We start from the raw sequence: 19,394 nt of genomic DNA, 5'->3' as shown, positions 1-19,394 counted from the left end.
ACACGCAAATAATATGACTAACGGAAAAAGAATAATGTATAGTATGCTGGTCGTCATGACTATTCTCTGGAGTGCCTGTGCATCCAAGAAGCAACTGGTTTCCAAAAAGGAAGACAAGCACGAGGTATTGGAAGTCTTGCGGCGAACCAATAACTATTTTATGAATAAATGGCCGGATACGAAGAAACCGATTTATACCACCCGTTGGCGTCCGAGTAATATTTGGACGAGAGGTGTATATTACGAGGGGTTGATGGCATTGTATAAAGTTGATCCTGATAAACGCTATTATGATTATGCGGTCGACTGGGGCAATAATCATGCGTGGGGATTGCGTAACGGTACCGAAACCCGTAATGGCGATGATCAAAACTGCGGTCAGACCTATCTGGATCTTTACGAAATAGATCCACAGCCAGAACGCATAGCAGACATTAAGAAGAATATCGATTTTATCATCGCATCGGGACAAGTGGATGACTGGACCTGGATAGATGCTATTCAGATGGCAATGCCGATATATGCGAAATTGGGTGTTATGTATGATGATGAGCAGTACTTTGATTATATGTACAAAATGTACGTACATTCCCGTGATGTTGAAGGGGGCGGTTTATATAATAGAGAAGATAAACTATGGTGGCGGGACAAGGATTTTGTTCCCCCTTATAAGGAACCTAATGGCGAAGATTGTTATTGGTCGCGTGGAAACGGTTGGGTGGTAGCTGCATTCGTTCGGGTGCTTGATCTCCTTCCGGAAAATCAACAGCATCGCGCAGAATATTTACAGGATTTCAAGGATCTTATGGAAGGTGTGTTGGCTACGCAACGGGAAGATGGCTTCTGGAATGTCAGTATGCATGATCCCACTAATTTTGGTGGCCGCGAGACCAGCGGTACGGCTCTTTTTGTATATGGTATGGCTTGGGGGATAAATCAGGGTTTATTGGACGAGGAAACCTACCGACCTGCTATGGAGAAAGCATGGAAAGCCATGGTAAACGAAGCTGTACACCCGTCTGGTTTCCTAGGCTACCTGCAAGGAACAGGCAAAGAACCTAAAGACGGTCAGCCGGTGAGCTATGCGAGCGTACCCGATTTTGAAGATTACGGACTCGGCTGTTTTTTGTTGGCCGGGACAGAAGTGTACCGACTGTTGGACAACCAAAAATAGCAGCGATATAAGAAAATAATTAAGACCTGATGATATGATAAAACTTTGTATAACGGTAGGTATCTTGTTGTGTGGTTTAGTGATATCCGCACAACCCCGACAAACCTATAGTTTTAACGCCGCATGGAAACTACATATTGGCGATATACCGGACGCTAAGCAAACTGCATTTGACGATAAGGAATGGAAAGAAGTTACGCTGCCCCACGCCTGGAATGAGGACGACGCGTTTGCAAAGCCTATACACGAACACAGCACAGCGGTGGTTTGGTACCGTAAAACATTTACGTTGCCGGATGATGTTCCGCAAGAAAAGGTATTTTTAGAATTTGAAGGCGTACGTTTCGGAGCTGAATTTTATCTTAACGGTATCTGGATAGGCCGCCACGAAAACGGTGTCATGGCAGCGGGATTAGACATCTCGAAAGAGGTGTTAAAAAAAGGTGAAAATGTCCTGGCTATTCGAACCGATAACGATTGGCGGTATAGGGAAAATGCAACCAACAGCATTTTCCAATGGAACGATAAGAATTTTAATGCGAATTACGGCGGTATTCCCAAAAATGTATGGATTCATTTTACGGGTGGGGTATACCAAACATTGCCTTTATATTCTAATTTGGAAACTAAGGGCGTATATGTTTATGCAAAAAACATAGATATTTCAAAAAAAAGGCTGGATCTCCATGTAGCGTCTGAAGTAAAAAACGAAACAGCTGATACGTATAATGGTCAGTTTGTGGTGGAAGTACGAGACGCTGAAGGTGTGTTGGTAAAAACCTTTGAAAATCCGTTCTCATTGGAATCCGGAGCGACAGGGCTCATCCAGGTACAGTCAAAAATGGACAATGTGCATTTCTGGAACTGGGGGTATGGTTATCTATATACGGTAACGTCTAAATTGGTAGTTGGTGGAGAAACGATCGATGCGGTTGATACACGTACAGGCTTCCGGAAAACCGCATTTCGGGATGGTATGGTCTATCTCAACGACCAGGTATTGATGATGAAAGGATATGCCCAACGAACGAGCAATGAATGGCCCGCGGTAGGGCTGTCTGTTGCCCCATGGGTGAGTGACTACAGCAATAAGTTGATGGTGGAAAGTAATGCGAATCTGGTTCGTTGGATGCACGTAGCACCTTGGCGTCAAGACGTGGAATCTTGCGACCGGGTCGGACTGATGCAAATGCTGCCTGCTGGAGATGCGGAAAGGGACGTGGAAGGTCGTCGATGGGAGCAACGGACAGAATTGATGCGAGATGCGATCATTTACTACCGTAACAGTCCGAGTGTCTTGTTTTGGGAAAGTGGAAATGAATCCATCTCTGAAGACCACATGACCGCGATGATGGCCATTCGTGACCAATATGATCCGCATGGTGGGCGGGCTATAGGCTCACGTGAAATGCTGGATAGCAAGCTGGCCGAGTACGGTGGAGAGATGCTCTATATCAATAAAAGTGCTAAGCATCCGATGATTGCTACCGAGTACATGCGCGATGAAGGTTTGCGTAAATACTGGGATGAATTTACCTATCCGTTCCATAAGGAGGGAGAAGGGCCCTTGTATAAAGGCAACGACGCCAGCGACTACAACAGAAATCAGGATCAACATGCCATGGAGACGGTTCGCCGCTGGTGGGAATATTGGAAAGTTCGTCCGGGAACGGGAAAACGTGTCAGTTCGGGCGGTGTGAATATTATTTTCTCCGACTCCAATACACATTATAGAGGTAAAGAGAACTATCGTCGAAGTGGTGAAGTAGACGCTATGCGGATTCCTAAAGATGGGTATTATGCACATCAGGTGATGTGGAACGGCTGGGTAGATCCCGATCCGAAAGGTCTCCATATCATCGGTCACTGGAATTATCCAACAGATACAAAAAAGGATATACATGTGGTGAGCGCGGGCGAGAAAGTAGAGCTCTTGGTGAACGGTCAGAGCCAGGGGTTTGGCGAACGCTCTTACCAATTTCTGTTTACTTTTCCACAAATTGCTTTTGCGGCGGGCGAACTAAAAGCTCGTTCTTATGACGAAAATAATAATGTCTTGAATGAGCAGATCATACAAACGGCAGGCGAGCCTTATCGTGTAAAACTAAATTATAAGCACGGTGATAACGGCTTATATGCCGATGGCAATGACATGGTTTTGGTCGATGTCGAAGTACTGGATAAAGAGGGAAGACGTTGCCCCACAGCAACCAATATGATTGATTTCCGTTGGGAAGGCCCTATGGACTGGCGGGGAGGTATTGCGCAAGGGCCTAACAATTACATCCTTTCTGAATCGTTACCAGTAGAAGCGGGCGTAAACAGGATCATGCTGCGTACCCGGTTTGGTGAAGCAGGAGAAGTGAAAATCCACGCACAGGCGAATGGCCTTACGGCGGATAGCCTTGTATGGGAAGTATCTCCTATTTCGGATAAAAATGGGCTTTTTGTCAAAAATGCCGGAATAGGATTGCCCTTAAATCTGGATAGAGGGGAGGGTTTACAAGAACGAACATTAAAGCAGCGGCGTATAACCTTGCCGATACAGAAAGTTCAGGCAGGCGCAAATCAAGAAATGGCAGTAGCCTCCTATGATGATAATGAGCTGACGGACTGGGTAAACGATGGATCATTGCAAAACGCCTGGATAGAATATACCCTGGCCAAGAAATCGGTTATTGACGAGATTGATCTAAAATTGAATAACTTTAGATCCAGAAGTTATCCGTTACAGGTTTTCGTCGATGACAAGCTGGTATTTGATGGAAATACAGAAACAACATTAGGGTATTACACATTAGAAATCCCACGTACAGAAGGACGTCGGGTGAAAATTCAGCTGAAAGGGAGTTCGGTTGTTGCTGCGGAAAATCAACATGCCGAAATCGGAGGTAAGAAGTTGGATGATGGCGTGGCGCGGGATGATATCGGCGCAAAAGGACGATTGAGTATTATTGAAATAGATATCCATAAAAAACAATAGACTATGCAGAAGGTAGCGTTTAAAATGCAATTGAAACCGGGGATGAAGGAAGAATATGAAAAGAGACATGCCGCTATTTGGCCGGAATTGGTCGAACTATTGAAAGAAAATGGCATAGCAGATTATACTATTTTTTTGGATGAGGAAACCGATACCCTTTTTGCAGTGCAACGTTTGACCGGTAACTCGTCCCAAGAACTGGGAAACACGGAACTTGTACAGCGCTGGTGGAAATATATGGCAGATATTATGGAAACTAACGCCGACTTTTCACCTGTCTCTATACCATTAACGAAAGTTTTCCATTTAGATTAAAACGACGATGAAGAAAAGATTTTTAGCGATATTGCTATGTTGTGGAATGGCGACTTCTGCCGGATGGGCACAAGATTTGTGGCCCGGCGTAACGAAGGAAATGAAGCCGTGGACACGCTGGTGGTGGCTCGGTTCCGCTGTGGATAAACCCAATCTGTCCAGAGAGATAAAACTACTTGATGAAGCCGGTTTCGGAGGGGTAGAGGTGACACCAATATATGGAGCAAAAGGATATGAAGATCGGTATATCCCCTTCCTATCGGATAAATGGATGGATATGCTGACATTTACGGTGGAGCAGGCAAAAAGCCATCAGATGGGGGTGGATATTAATTTAGGAACAGGCTGGCCATTCGGTGGCCCCCAAATAGACGAACAACATGCGGCCACTAAATTGTTTTTAGATGAGATCGATCTGAAGAAAGGCCAGGCGATATCGTTTCCACTAGGGGTAAGTGATACCAAGCAAAGCTTCAGTAAGCTACAAGCTCTTCGCGCATATAAATCCAATGGAGAGGAGATTAATCTGGACAACCATATGCATGATCAGTCGGGAAGCTGGACAGCACCGGAAAACGTCCGCGTGATCGCCCTTTTCTCCGGGCGTACCCGCCAAAAAGTAAAGCGTGCGGCACCCGGAGGCGAAGGATTCACGCTAGACCACTTGGGTAAAGAGCCTGTACAACGCTACTTTAATCACTTCCAGAAAGCCTTTCATGGAAAGGACATACAGCTTCGTGCTTTTTTTAACGACAGTTATGAAGTATACGGCGCCAACTGGACAGATAGCTTTTTGGAAGAATTTGAAAAGAGAAAAGGATATAAATTACAGGCGTATTTAGTAGACTTTGCTGGAAAAGGGAATGATGAAGAGCGGGAAAAGCGTGTGAAATCAGATTATCGGGAAGTCGTGAGTGCTATTCTTCAGGATAACTTTTTGATTCCTTTTACCTCGTTTTCCAATCAACACCGCGCGCTATCGAAAAACCAGGCACATGGATCGCCGGGAAATTTGATCGATCTGTATGCCAGTACCGATATTGCCGAATGTGAAACCTTTGGATCGAGTTTTTTTGCTATTCCGGATTTGAGACGGGACAGCACCGATGTTCGGAATGTTGATCCTGATCCGATGATGTTTAAGTTTGCTTCTTCGGCAACACACACCACGGGCAAGAAATATACGTCATCCGAAACGTTTACGTGGCTTACCGAGCATTTTAAAACCTCCCTCTCGCAGGCAAAGCCAGAAGTAGAGCAATTGTTCTTAGCCGGTGTAAACCATGTATTTTATCACGGAACAACCTATTCTCCCGAAGATGTACCTTATCCGGGCTGGTTATTTTACGCATCGGTTAATTTTACGACCAACAATTCGTTCTGGTCGCACCTTCCGGGATTAAATAACTACATTACCCGCGTACAGTCTATCTTACAGACGACACAGGCCGATAATGAACTCTTGATTTATTGGCCAATATATGATGTCTGGCATGATACAAAGGCTCCGTTTAAGACGTTGAGTGTACATCATGTTGATGACTGGTTACACCCCACTGAATTCTACAAACAAAGCATGTCTTTGCAGCGCTTGGGATATAGTTTTGATTTTGTAACCGATGCTATTCTCGCTAAATCGACCGTTCAAAACAAGCAGGTCGTAACGGCGGAGAATGCGCGACCATACAAAGTTATTTATATTCCCGCTACACAATATTTTTCGGAGGAAACCCTCGACAATCTATTGTCATTAGCGAAGAATGGGGCCACACTCATTTTTGAAACGCTACCGAAAGATGTTGGCGGTTTAGCGAATCAGGAAGCGCGTCGCAAAAAACTGAACGACTTACTGGCGACACTCCACTTTAATGGAACGGAAGAAAACCAATATACAGCCTATGGTGAGGGAAAAGTCTACCTGACGAATGATGTATACTCGGCCCTGGAAACAGAGCAACTATATGCTGAACGGTTAGCCCGTACGGGACTTAAATTTAACAGACGGGTGACGGAGAACGGGACGTATTATTACTTGGTGAATCATACCGATAAAACAATAGACCAGTTTGTTCGATTGAACAGCGAAGGAACGCATTATACGTTATTGGATCCGCAGACGGACGATATCTTTAATCTTCCGATAGAAAACAGGGCTATTCGCTTGCAGATTCCCGCCGGTTATGCTTGGGTGGTATATGTGTCCGACACGGATAAAGTAGATACGGACTACCGCTATATCGATCAGCCGCAGGAGGAAAAGGTGTTCATTCATCCGTGGAAGGTAAGCTTCTTGCACGGCGGGCCACAATTACCAAAAACACGAACGTTGAACACCCTAAGCTATTGGACAACTTGGGGAGATGCAGTCGCCGACAAGTTTTCCGGCACAGCGGCTTATGAAACCTCTTTTGCCATCGACAAGAAGTCGGACAAAGGCTATCAATTGCATTTAGGAGCAGTGGGTGAAAGTGCACAAGTGTGGGTGAATGGGAAAGATGCCGGTATCGTATGGGCGCATCCGTTTACGCTGGAGATTGGAGAACTGTTACAAAATGGTAAGAACGATATTCGCATTGAAGTAGCGAATTTGATGGCAAACCGTATTCGTGACCTCGATAAAAGAAAGGTGTCGTGGCGTAATTACCATGAGATCAATTTTGTGAATATTGATTATAAAGATTTTGATGCAAGTCAATGGAAACTAATGGATAGCGGTCTAAAAGGACCTGTGCGTTTATTCCGTTATTGATACTTTCCGATCTGTTTTAAACAGAAGGGGCCGTTTTCGAAAAGGAAATGGCCTTTTTTATGCCGACCATGAAAGTGCATAACAGTTTTGTTACATAAACTTTCTACCTTGCTTTTGAGCTAGTATAAATCTATGGTATAACAAGTTGATAAATCTATGAGAGAGTCCGTGTTTTTTTATTGTTTGTTTGCGCTTTTTCTTGGTACCAGTCATGTTTTGGTAGCACAGGAAGCCCTAACGGGAAAGATAGTAAACGCATCACAGCAGCCCATACAAGGGGTTTCTGTGCAGGTTTTGGGAGATGAGAACCGTTCGTCGTCTTCTGGTGCAGATGGCGCATTCAGTGTGCCTGTCAAGATCGGTGAGACTTTACGTTTTACCTCCGTGGAGTATGAGAACCAAGATCTTGTCGTGAAGACATTGCAGCCATTGACGGTTGTTATGAAAGCGAAGGACGAGGTTTTGGATGAAGTGGTGGTTATCGGTTATGGTACACAACGTCGCTCGGACGTTATCGCACCTGTTTCTAAATTTAATGCAGAAGGTTTGGAGGAACGTCCATTAGTGCGCGTAGATCAGGCATTAGTAGGGCAAATGTCCGGTGTCCGCGTGAAACAGACAACCGGAGTGCCAGGTAAAGGTCTTAGTGTGCAGGTTCGTGGATCCGGGTCAATTACGGCAGGGAGTGAACCACTGTATGTTATCGATGGTTTTCCTTTAGCGACAGCGGCACCTAACGGATCGGGAAACTACGCATCCGGTAATCCTTTAGATAATATTAATCCGAACGATATCGAATCGATCGAGGTCTTGAAAGATGCTTCGGCTGCTGCCATCTATGGTTCACGGGCAGCCAACGGGGTCGTACTCATTACGACAAAACGGGGGAAATCTGGAAAGCCGACTATTTCATTTAACACTTATTTAGGGGCGTCATCACCCTATAGGAAGCTGGATATGTTAAATGGAGAGGAATGGATAGATCGTTCTATAGAAATGATCAATAGCCAGTGGGAAGCTTCGGGAGCTGGGCGGTTAGCAAACCAGAGTATGGACGAACGACGGGCGATTTTAGGATTGACTCCCGGGACTTATAATACCACTTTTATGTATGATGAACGTTGGCAGCAAGATGGCTACCCCGGTCTACATTTAATAGATTGGCAAGATGAGGCCTATCGTACAGGGATGGTACAAAACTATCAATTGGGCGCATCGGGTGGTACAGAGTTCGTGAATTATTATGTGTCGGGTAACTATATGGATCAGAAAGGGATTGTGCAGGGATTAGATTATAAAAATTATGCGCTTCGTGCCAATATCGATGTGAAACCAACGAAAAAGCTGACCTTTGGGATGAATCTGGCGCCGACGTATTCGGAGGCAAACGATCCTGGCGTAGAAGGCAAAGATAATATCATACATCAGATTTATTCGATGTCGCCCGTTCAGGACAACGCTGTGGGTACCGTCAATGTTTTTGAAAATGAAACATATCCTTGGAGCACATCTACTAATGATCCTATAGCGAAGCTGACCAACTATGTGGGTGAAAATAAGACCGCTCGGATACTGGCAACGCTGTATGGTCAATATAATATTTTAGATAATTTGATTTTTAAGACAACGGTAAACGTGGACCATACCGACCGTACGGCGTTTAGTTTCAGACCGTATACGATCGGGGGAACCTTGCAGCAACGGATAAACAATCCAAATCAGGCTACCTACGGATCAAGTAATAAATACCGGAAACAGACTTTTGTCAACGAGAATACCTTAACCTATAATTTGGAACGGGATAAGCATAACTTAACGGCCTTGTTAGGACATGCGTATAACTACGACAGGTTCGATGGGTCAACCATTACGTCGCAGGGAGGTTATAGGAACAGTAATATCATGACCTTAAACGCAGCAGTGGGAACCACGGCGTCGACGGATGCGACGAAAAACTTGTTATTATCTTATTTTGGGCGGGTGCAATATGCGTTCGACGGTAAGTATTTGTTTTCGGCAAGCATGCGTCGCGATGGATCATCGCGCTTTGGCATGAATACCAAATGGGGTTGGTTCCCATCGGTATCCGCGGGCTGGCGTCTGTCGGATGAAAGTTTTATGCAATCGGCAACGTTTATCCAAGATTTGAAAATCAGAGGTAGTTACGGTGAATCTGGAAACAATAACATCGGCGATTATAGCAGTATAGCCGTTCTAGGTGAAGCCAATTATTCTTGGAATGGTACGTCGGCACCGGGCTGGGCTCCGGGCAATATCATCAATCCCGATCTCACGTGGGAGAAATCCAGAACCTTTGATGTGGGGATAGACTTTTCCTTATTCCAATCCCGCCTGTCCGGGGCATTCGACGTATACCAACGGACGAGTAGTAACTTGTTGCTGAATGTACCGACGATGTGGTCGACGGGTTTTGGGTCATTATTGGATAATGCGGGCGAAGTAAGGAGTCGTGGATGGGATTTGGAGATCACTTCGCGTAATATACAACGGGATAATTTTACCTGGTCGACCTCATTTAATCTGAGCCATAATACCAATAAAGTGACGCAGTTAATAGGCGATCAACAGGAAATCCTGATCCCTTCTTCTTTTGACATTGAACACAGTATTTTGCGCGTCGGGCAACCGATGTATAGTATTTATGTGGTGCAACAAGACGGTATTCTTACGCAGCAAGACATCGATAATGGGGCGGCCTTGTATGGCACGCAGGTTGCCGGTGACCCGCGTTATGTGGACGCTAATGGTGATAAGGTGATCGATGCAGACGACCGTGTACTCGTAGGACATCCTAACCCGGATTATGTTTGGGGAATCACGAACGACTTCCGGTACAAGAATTTTGACTTGAGCTTCATGTTCCAAGGGCAGAACGGCGGACATCTCTACTCGCTATTGGGGCGGGCTTTAGGGCGTACAGGCCAAGGTGCCACCGACAACGCGCTTGGTTTCTACCGGGATAGGTGGTATTCTGCCGAAGATCCGGGCGAAGGACGGATCGGAAAAGCTTACTCTACTTTCGGACGTATCAAAAATACGGATTGGTTGTATTCTTCAGATTATTGGCGGCTACGCAACGTGACGTTCGGATACAATTTCAAAGATTTGCGCTTAGCAGGGCAATCCTGGTTAAATTCCGGACGGGTATACTTAACCTTGGAAAACTTCTGGGGTAATGATAAATACGATGGTGGGCTTAACCCCGAATCAGCCAATACAAATTTGAGTGGCAGTAATCAGTACCCCGAAGCTGGCGACTACGGTGGACTCGCACTGCCGAAGACAATTACATTTGGTGTTAACTTGACTTTTTAAAACGATGAAGAAGATATTATATTTAGCAATCAGCTTAAGCTTGTTATCCTCCTGTGATATGGATTTAGCACAGCAACCAATCTCAGACGCTTCGTCCGAAACTTATTTTCAAACGGTGGATGATTTTAACCAGGGGCTAAATGCGGTTTATAGTTCGGCAAGAAGCTATCCAGACCGTTTAATGAATCTATCCGAGACGAGATCGGACAATTTACATGCTATTTCCGATGGAGGGGTGCGCGATTGGGAGGGAATAAACAGCTTTCATCGTACCATTTCGAGCAATCCTTATGTGGAGGAGGCTTGGGAGTCCAATTTTACCGGTATTTTCAGAGCCAATAATTATTTAGCACAATTAACTGAAAAAGGTGAGTCCGTCATTTTAGATGAGGCTGTCCGTCGACGTATGGAAGGAGAAGTACGTTTCCTCCGGGCATTTTATTATTTTGATCTGCTTCGTTATTTTGGGAGAGTACCATTGATTGACCGGGTGGTCTCGGCGACTGAAGCGAAGACTATTCCGCGTAGTTCCGTGAGTGATGTGTATAACTTGATCATGGAAGATCTGAATACGGCGATAGATTATTTACCGGCACCGAGTGACTATCCTGCTGTAGATAAGGGAAGAGCAAATAAATATAGTGCGAAGATGCTGCTGGGGCTAGTATACATGACACGTTCGGGTCCTGATTATGGTCTCGATGGAGCCGGGCTGAATACTAATGAATGGAGCGAGGCTGTGCATGAATTTGACGATATTATCACCAGTAACGAGTTTCAGTTTTTGCCGACCTATGAAGAGATATTCAATTACAGCAATGAACGTAATAAAGAGGTCGTGTTTAATATCGAATACTCCAGCGGGTCCACGCCTGTCGTTGGTGCAACCTTCCCTTGGGTATTGGTACCCGATACGTGGTTCCAATCTTTAGGGTTTGGGGTACAGGGAGGCCTTATGATACGGCCGGTTTCCTTGGATTTATTAAATAAATACGATGAAAATGATGTCCGTAGAAGCTTTAGCATACAGGAGGGGTATACGTATGGAGCTGTCGTCGAAAACCGTTCCTTTATCAGAAAATATGTTGATATCACCAAGGTGCCCACCACGAGCCGGTTTGACTGGCCCATCAACTTTATCGTGTTTCGTTATACCGATTTGTTGCTGTTAAAAGCAGAATGTGTATTGAATGGGGCACCGGGCTCTACGATAACGGATGTGGATGCAGTCGTGAACGCAGTCCGTGAGCGCGCGGGCTTAACGACGCCGCTAACAGGCGTAACGAAAGCACAACTTTTAGAGGAACGCCGCCGTGAATTTGTGGGCGAGGGATTGCGCTGGTTTGACCTTATCCGGTCAGGAACGGTAGAGACTACGATGACATCCTGGATCGAGGAGGAGGACACTGGAGGGCAAATGGAAGATTTCAAAACGGATTATATCCTATATCCTATTCCGCAGTCAGAAATGAGTAATGCTCCTGGACTGTACGATCAAAATAACGGGTATTAGTTTTTATTATATGTATATGTTAGAGAGCTGCTTGATTTAATTTGAGCAGCTCTTTTACTTTTCTATCGACTTGCACAGGATACGGCATGATAGTTCTATGGAGTGCTTTCCCTAAATTGCAATTGGTAACTATGTTATCAATAAACATGATAGACCTTCTTATTACTAGAAGTGAGGTTAATCCTATATTAATGAAATAAGCCTATGTATACGATTTATTGGAGATTGATAGTGTTTGGTATGATCATGTTATGCTCTTGGTCTGTCACAGCACAGATTGGTAAACGTTTTCCTTCCGAAAGGAAGATTGTTAAGGATCCGGTAACGGGGATTGACCTGGTATTTTTAACCAGCACATCGGCCGGGGATTCAAAAATATACCAGACCCACAATCAATGGACGTCAGATGGAAAATGGTTGGTTTTTCGTTCAGACCGTGTACCTGGTGAAGCGATCGCTGTTCATGAAGAGAGTGGAGAAATGGTACAGGTCACTGAAGGTGGGTATACCGGTATGTTGAATATCGCGAGAAACTCTATGCACCTCTATTTCATGCGTAAACCAATAGAAAACGGTACAGATGGTTCGATGGAGATTGTCGAAGTGGATCTGGAAAGACTGTTTGCAGACAGCAAGAGTGGAAATTTGCAGTCGACATCAGTCTACCAACGAATATGTGGAATCACACCTCCTGAAATTGGTGCCGGTGGCGATATGGCATTGGACGGCGATAGCGAAGAATGGGTATTTTTCCGTGTTGGTAAGGACGAAGCAGCCAGACACCTGCCTGAGAATACAAAAATTGAAGAAGCCTTTGGTCCCCGCAACATGGGAGCGGGTCCATCAGGTATCGCAAAGATGAATATCAAGACCGGTGAAGTTGCTCATGTGATCTCTGTTCCCTTTCAGGTTGGACATATACAGACAAATCCTTGGAAAAAGGGTGAAATTGTTTTTTGCTGGGAAACCGGAGGCAAGTCGCCCCAGCGTACCTGGACAGTCATGGAGGATGGTACTGGACTGCGGCCGCTCTATCCCGAGTCCGAATACGAATGGGTTACCCATGAAGCATTTCTGACACCGGATGAGGTGGGTTTTGCGATTATGGGGCATCGTCCTATTCCCGGAGTCGTGGATACCCAAACTTCTCGGGGTACAGCGGTCGGTGGTGCTAACCCCGGACAGGAAACGGCTTGGGGGCCTTCTGGTACACGAGAGAAGCCTACAGGCTTTGCCGTCGTAAGCCTGCGGACACGGGAAATGCGTATTGAAGGACAGACCCATCGCGGCAGTGGTTTTTGGCATGTAGCTGGTTCAGGTGATGGCCGCTGGTTGGCTGGAGATGACTTCGCACGAGACATCTATCTGATTGACCGTCATACCCAAGAGATGATATTGTTGTCTTCGGGACATAAAACTACTGCAGCCGACCACCCACACCCCACATTCAGTCCGGATGGCGCACGTATCCAGATCCAATCCGCTATGATCTCGGAAGATGACCGTACGATGAACATCTGTATTATTCCCGTACCCAAAAGTTGGATGGAACGAACATATAGTAAAAGACTTGATTAATCGATAGGATGATGAAATATTTATTTTTTTTAGGCTGTACAGCCCTTTTGGCATTATCATCATGTAGCCAACGCGAAGAAATAAAGATAATTACGCTGAAGAATACCGATTCTGTCGATTTGTGGCAGAAAGCTATTGTCGTCCAACGATTGGACTTGACGAACGACAAGAAATTTTACCCACTCCTGCTTGATGCAAAGGGCGATACCATTCCCTCCCAAGTAGATGATACCACCGGAGACGGTGAGTGGGATGAATTATTTTTCCTAATCGATATCCCCGCGTTGGGCGAAGTGGTCTTGACAGCACAACATACCGATGACAGCATAGCGTATGAACAGAAAACGGCAGTTCGGTTTGGTAAGCGAGACGGATTGGCCGATCCGGTACAGCCGAGATTAGGAGACACACTTTACGCTGACCAATTGCCACTCAGCATAGGTTATCAACCTTACCAGACGGACGGACCTTCTTGGGAAAACGACAAAGTGGGGTTTCGACATTATTTGGACGGTCGTAATTCGAAGGACGTTTTTGGGAAAAAGGTTTCTTATATGAGCCCTTCCGATGTTGGGATCAATGCGCAGGGTGCTGTGGAAGACAACTACCATGTGATGTTGGATTGGGGAAGGGATATCATGCCTGTAGGGAACTCTGTGGGAATTGGTGGGATCGCGTTGGCCAATGGAGATACCATGTACCGTATAGGGGTAACCGCATTGGATGCTGTCAATAATGTGGACACGACGATTTTTAGGGTTGTAGGGAAAGGGCCTTTGCGGTCTGCCATGGATATTCAGTACCGGAATTGGGAGGCAGGAGGCCGTTATTATAGCTTAACAGAGCAGCCTATTATTTGGGCAGGAATGTATGGCTATCAAAATACGGTTCGTGCCAAAGGAATGCAAGAGAGGGATACCTTACTCGTGGGGTTGGTCAATATTTTTTCGAGTCAGCCACCCAAAGAAATCATCATCGATAACCAATGGGTGGTGTTATATACGCACGATCGACAGTCCTACGATCAGGAGTGGTGGCTGGGATTGGGACTTATTCTGCCGTATGACCGTTATAAGGGATATACGGAAGCTCCGAAAATAGGCCCATTGGTGGATAGTTATATGGCCAAACTAGACATCTCCGATGATGCCCCTGTCAGCTATTATGCCGTTGCCGGTTGGGAACTGAGCGACGAAGGTTTCCGAAATCGCGATTATTTCGAAGATTACATCGTAGATCTGGCGAAACAATTAACCGCGAAGGTCGTGATAGAAATTTCTACTGCTAATGAATTGCAGGTCGGTTCAGAAAAATAGCATTGAATATTCGATTAATTTCTATTACCCTTGCACAGGATACGGCATGATAGCTCGATAAAATGCTTTCCTTAAATTGCAGCTGGCAACGATGTCATAAGTTTAATATTATAAACCGTTCTGATGAATAACGCAACATCGATAATATGAAATATGTCACTTTTTTTTCGCTTTGTCTAACAGCGGTGTTCCTGAGTTGCGAACAAAATAACGAGCAGCAAAAAGAAACAGGGAAAATTGCATGGCCGGAAATTACGTCGGAAATGAGACCTTGGACGCGTTGGTGGTGGCATGGTAGCGCCGTAACGGAACAAGGACTAACAGCATCACTGGAATCATACAAAGCAGCCGGATTGGGGGGTGTTGAAATAACACCGATTTATGGCGTAAAAGGAGAAGAAGGACAGTTTATTGATTTTCTTTCTCCTGATTGGACGGAGAAGTTGGTGTATACGTTGAAAGAATCCGAGCGACTTGGATTAGGTGTAGATCTAGCTAACGCCTCAGGATGGCCATTCGGTGGACCTTGGGTAGATGAGGAAACAGCCTGTAAATATATGGCTTCTAAAGTTTTTCAGGTGAAAAGCGGACAGACGTTTTCAGAATCCATTCATTATGTCCAGAAACCTATCCTGCGTATGCAAGATGGAAAGAAGCTGGATATCAACGATGTTAAAGCACCGCTGGCGACCAATGGAGATTTACAAGAATATGCTTTTGACCAAGTGCGTTTTGAAGAGTCATTACCACTTATGATGGTTTCGGCACATAAATCCGGTCAAAATGGTTTTACGGAAACGATAGATCTGACAGATCAGGTAAAAGAGGGCAAGCTCACGTGGGTAGTTCCCGCTGGGGAATGGATGATTTGTGCATTGTTTGAAGGCCTGCATGGTAAACAGGTGGAGCGTGCTGGTCCCGGAGGAGAAGGAAATGTGATCGATCATTTCTCGAGATCAGCGTTAGACGGATATTTGGATAAGTTTGATACAGCGTTCAAAAATCATGATCTCCGCTATCTAAGGTATTATTTTAACGATTCCTATGAAGTGGACGACGCCCATGGCGAAGCCAATTGGACGCCGGACTTCTTTACAGCATTCCAGCAGCTGAACGGCTACGATTTGCGCAATTATATCCCTGCACTGTTAGGACAAGATACAGCGGAAATCAACGGCCGTATTATATATGATTACCGTTGGACGATAAGTCAACTTTTGTTAGAAAACTATACCAAACCATGGCAGAAATGGGCAAGTGCACAGGGTAAAGGCATCCGTAATCAAGCGCACGGCTCACCGGCAAATGTGTTGGACTTATACGCAGCCAGTGACGTGCCCGAAATCGAGGGACGCGAAATTGTTAACCTTAAAAGTGCCGCCTCAGCTGCACATGTTACGGGTAAAAAACTGATTTCTTCAGAATCGGCTACTTGGCTTAATGAACATTTTGAGTCTAATTGGGGGGATGTAAAGAATGCGGTAGATAACATGTTTCTTTCTGGCGTAAATCATATCTTTTATCATGGTACGGCTTATTCTCCACAAGAAGCTATGTGGCCAGGATGGCTTTTTTATGCGGCGGTACATTTTGCGCCTACCAATAGTTTGTGGGACGATTTTAAAACGTTAAACCAATACGTCGCCCGTTCCCAAAGTTTCCTGCAGGCAGGGCGTCCAGCCAATGATATACTGGTTTATTTTAATATTGCCGACCACTGGTCAGAACGAGGGAATAATATGCTGAAGCACTTTCATTCCAATACCTTATTTGACGATCTCAGTCTCAAAGTTTGTGGAGATTATTTGTCGGATAATGGATATTCCTGGGATGCTATTTCCGATCAACAATTGCAGGATGTTACCTACGAAAATAATCAGCTCCTTACACATGGGAATAGCTATAAAACTATTTTAATTCCGGAAGCGTCCCTTATGCCGGCTGAGACCTTTGAAAAACTCATTAACTTGGCCAATGAGGGCGCAACGTTGTTGTTTGTGAAAGATCTGCCAAAGGCCGCTCCGGGTATGCGAGGAAAGATAGATGGAACCCAGAAGATAGAACAGCTGAAAAACGAGTTAACGTTTAAACAAGAAGGCAACCGGCGTATGGCGGCTTATGGAAAGGGATTAATGGTAGTTGCTGAAGAGCTCCCGGAGCTTGTCACCTATTCTGGCGTTCAGCCTGAATCGTTTTATAGCGATGGTTTGCAATCGATTCGTCGTGTTAAAGATGATGGTAACTACTATTATTTTATCAAAAATACCTCCGATACATTGTTTAAGGGATGGATTGCTCTACAGGCTGATTATGCCTCGGCCGCATTATATAATCCGATGACAGGTGCTGAAGGATATGCACTTACCCAATCGAATGGAAGCAATACAGCCATATATGTAAGTATCCGTCCCGAAGAATCGATTGTTGTAGAGACATTTAAAGATGTTTATACCGGAGAGATGTATCCTTTTTATGAAGCATTGGACGATGTCGTTACGCTCTCGAACTGGAAGATTGATTTTGTTACGGGAGGGCCTAGTTTGCCGGAAAGCATCGCGACAGAGCAGCTTCAATCCTGGGTTACGTATGGTGGAGACTATGAAAATTTTTCGGGAACGGCAGAATACAGCACCACTATTCCGATCTTATCAGAAAGTACCGATACTTGGTTGTTGCGTTTGGAAAATGTAGACGAGAGTGCTGCCGTTTATTTGAATGACCTGCACATCGGTACGCTGTTGAATGCACCATACGAACTCGAAATATCGGTAGACGCCTTGCGAGGGAACGATATCTTGAAAATTGCTGTCTCTAATCTGATGGCCAATCGTATTGCCTATATGGATAAGCAAGGCGTAAGCTGGCGAAAATTTTATAATATCAATTTTGCTGCTAGACGCGCAGAAAATAGAGGAGAAGACGGTTTGTTCTCTGCCCGAAACTGGAAGCCAACAGCCTCTGGTCTTTCGGGTAAGGTAACTTTAATTCCTTTGAAAAGAATAACAAAATGATTTAATGACTATATGAAGAAAGCGTATTTATCGATAGGGATCATTTCCATATTGGGGATGATGTCATGTCAGGAGACGGCCAAACAAGAGACGAAAGTAACTGATTCCAACACACCATTGCATCTGTTGGCACCAGAATATACAACACCCTATAAAGAATGGACTGCCGAGGAAATTAAACAAAACCTAGATCGGATATTTGTTTATTTGGATGAAGAAACCCCCACCCGCGTGTTGGATACCATAACGGGAAAGGAAATTACCGATTATACACAACTGAACGAACATGTCCAATTGGAAAAAGGTGATTTTCGTCTGGCGAGTTATGAATGGGGAGTGACTTATGCAGCGATGTTAGAGGCCGCGGAAGCAACCGCAGATCCGAAATACCGGGAATATGTAGCGAAACGCTTTAATTTTCTGTCGGAAGTGGCCCCACATTTTCGACGTCTACACAAAGAACATAACGTGGTGGATAGGCAAATTCGGCAGGTGATATTTCCTGGTTCATTGGATGATGCCGGTGCCATGTGTGCCGCAATGGTCAAATTTAGCCATACGGATTCCGGTGTAGATTACCAGGAATTGATCAATAATTACATGGACTTTATCGAAAATAAAGAACACCGTTTGGCTGATGGTACCTTCGCCCGCATGCGTCCGCAAGCGAATAGTCTGTGGTTGGATGATATGTACATGGGTATCCCTGCACTTGCTCACATGGGGAGTTACACCGGCGAGAAACGGTATTTCGACGAAGCCGTACGTCAGATAAAGCAATTCACACAACGTATGTTTGTACCGGAAAAAGGCTTATATATGCACGGCTGGATCGAAAGCGCAGATAGCCACCCTGCTTTTCACTGGGCACGTGCCAATGGATGGGCGCTGCTTACGCTAACCGAGGTGCTTGATGTCTTGCCGCTGGATCATCCGGAGAGAGCGGATATACTCGATATTTATAAAAAGCATGTCGAGGGTATTGCTCCTTACCAATCGGGTACCGGCTTCTGGCATCAGTTATTGGATAAAAATGATTCATACCTAGAGACTTCGGCCACGGCAATCTATGTATATTGTATCGCTCGGGGTATTAACAAAGGTTGGTTGGATGTTATTTCCTACGGACCGGTAGCACAATTGGGGTGGAGCGCTGTGTCAACCCAAATCAATGCGAAAGGACAAGTTGAGGGTACCTGTGTAGGTACGGGTATGGCTTTTGATCCGGCCTATTATTATCATCGTCCGGTAAATGCATATGCAGCACATGGGTATGGCCCAGCATTGTTAGCAGGAGCAGAAATGATCACCTTGATTAAGAAAAGCTATCCGAAAATGAACGATAGTGCTATTCAATACTATGAGACGGATCCGAAAACAGATGCGGCAATTTTCGGAGTAGACGGACAAACATATTAA

The 19,394-nt window shown here is 45.1% G+C and carries 10 protein-coding genes; all 10 read left to right on the top strand.

The window, feature by feature from the left end; genetic code table 11:
• The first annotated feature begins 13 nt into the window (after positions 1-13).
• The 10 genes from EWE74_RS11770 (at position 14) to EWE74_RS11725 (ending at position 19,394) form a co-directional block, all read left to right on the top strand.
• The gene (locus tag EWE74_RS11770; RefSeq protein ID WP_239018638.1) at positions 14-1,174 is read left to right on the top strand and encodes a glycoside hydrolase family 88/105 protein; all 1,161 of its coding nucleotides are present in this window, start codon (positions 14-16) and stop codon (positions 1,172-1,174) included.
• A gap of 34 nt (positions 1,175-1,208) precedes the next feature.
• Positions 1,209-4,157 (top strand): sugar-binding domain-containing protein, encoded by a 2,949-nt coding sequence (locus EWE74_RS11765; RefSeq protein WP_130141732.1) that lies wholly within the window; start codon positions 1,209-1,211, stop codon positions 4,155-4,157.
• A gap of 3 nt (positions 4,158-4,160) precedes the next feature.
• Positions 4,161-4,472, top strand: a complete 312-nt coding sequence (rhaM, locus tag EWE74_RS11760) for an L-rhamnose mutarotase (RefSeq protein WP_130141731.1) — start codon at positions 4,161-4,163, stop codon at positions 4,470-4,472.
• Positions 4,473-4,479: 7 nt separating this feature from the next.
• A complete protein-coding gene (locus EWE74_RS11755; RefSeq protein WP_130141730.1) occupies positions 4,480-7,221 on the top strand; it encodes a glycosyl hydrolase in 2,742 nt (913 codons plus the stop codon).
• Between the two features lie 156 nt (positions 7,222-7,377).
• Positions 7,378-10,557, top strand: coding sequence for a SusC/RagA family TonB-linked outer membrane protein (locus EWE74_RS11750; protein ID WP_130141729.1), 3,180 nt, complete (start codon positions 7,378-7,380; stop codon positions 10,555-10,557).
• A gap of 4 nt (positions 10,558-10,561) precedes the next feature.
• A complete protein-coding gene (locus EWE74_RS11745; RefSeq protein ID WP_130141728.1) occupies positions 10,562-12,070 on the top strand; it encodes a RagB/SusD family nutrient uptake outer membrane protein in 1,509 nt (502 codons plus the stop codon).
• A 204-nt stretch (positions 12,071-12,274) separates the two neighbouring features.
• The gene (locus EWE74_RS11740) at positions 12,275-13,648 is read left to right on the top strand and encodes a PD40 domain-containing protein (RefSeq protein ID WP_206365212.1); all 1,374 of its coding nucleotides are present in this window, start codon (positions 12,275-12,277) and stop codon (positions 13,646-13,648) included.
• Positions 13,649-13,656: 8 nt separating this feature from the next.
• Positions 13,657-14,964 (top strand): DUF4861 domain-containing protein, encoded by a 1,308-nt coding sequence (locus EWE74_RS11735; protein WP_206365211.1) that lies wholly within the window; start codon positions 13,657-13,659, stop codon positions 14,962-14,964.
• Positions 14,965-15,110: 146 nt separating this feature from the next.
• Complete coding sequence (locus EWE74_RS11730) at positions 15,111-17,975, top strand: glycosyl hydrolase (RefSeq protein WP_130141727.1); 2,865 nt, start codon at positions 15,111-15,113, stop codon at positions 17,973-17,975.
• A 12-nt stretch (positions 17,976-17,987) separates the two neighbouring features.
• Positions 17,988-19,394, top strand: coding sequence for a glycoside hydrolase family 88/105 protein (locus tag EWE74_RS11725; protein WP_130141726.1), 1,407 nt, complete (start codon positions 17,988-17,990; stop codon positions 19,392-19,394).

The organism is Sphingobacterium corticibacterium, assembly GCF_004208525.1.
GTDB lineage: Bacteria > Bacteroidota > Bacteroidia > Sphingobacteriales > Sphingobacteriaceae > Sphingobacterium > Sphingobacterium corticibacterium.
The sequence above is the reverse complement of the archived record's forward strand: the minus strand, read 5'-3'. Positions and strand labels throughout refer to the sequence as shown.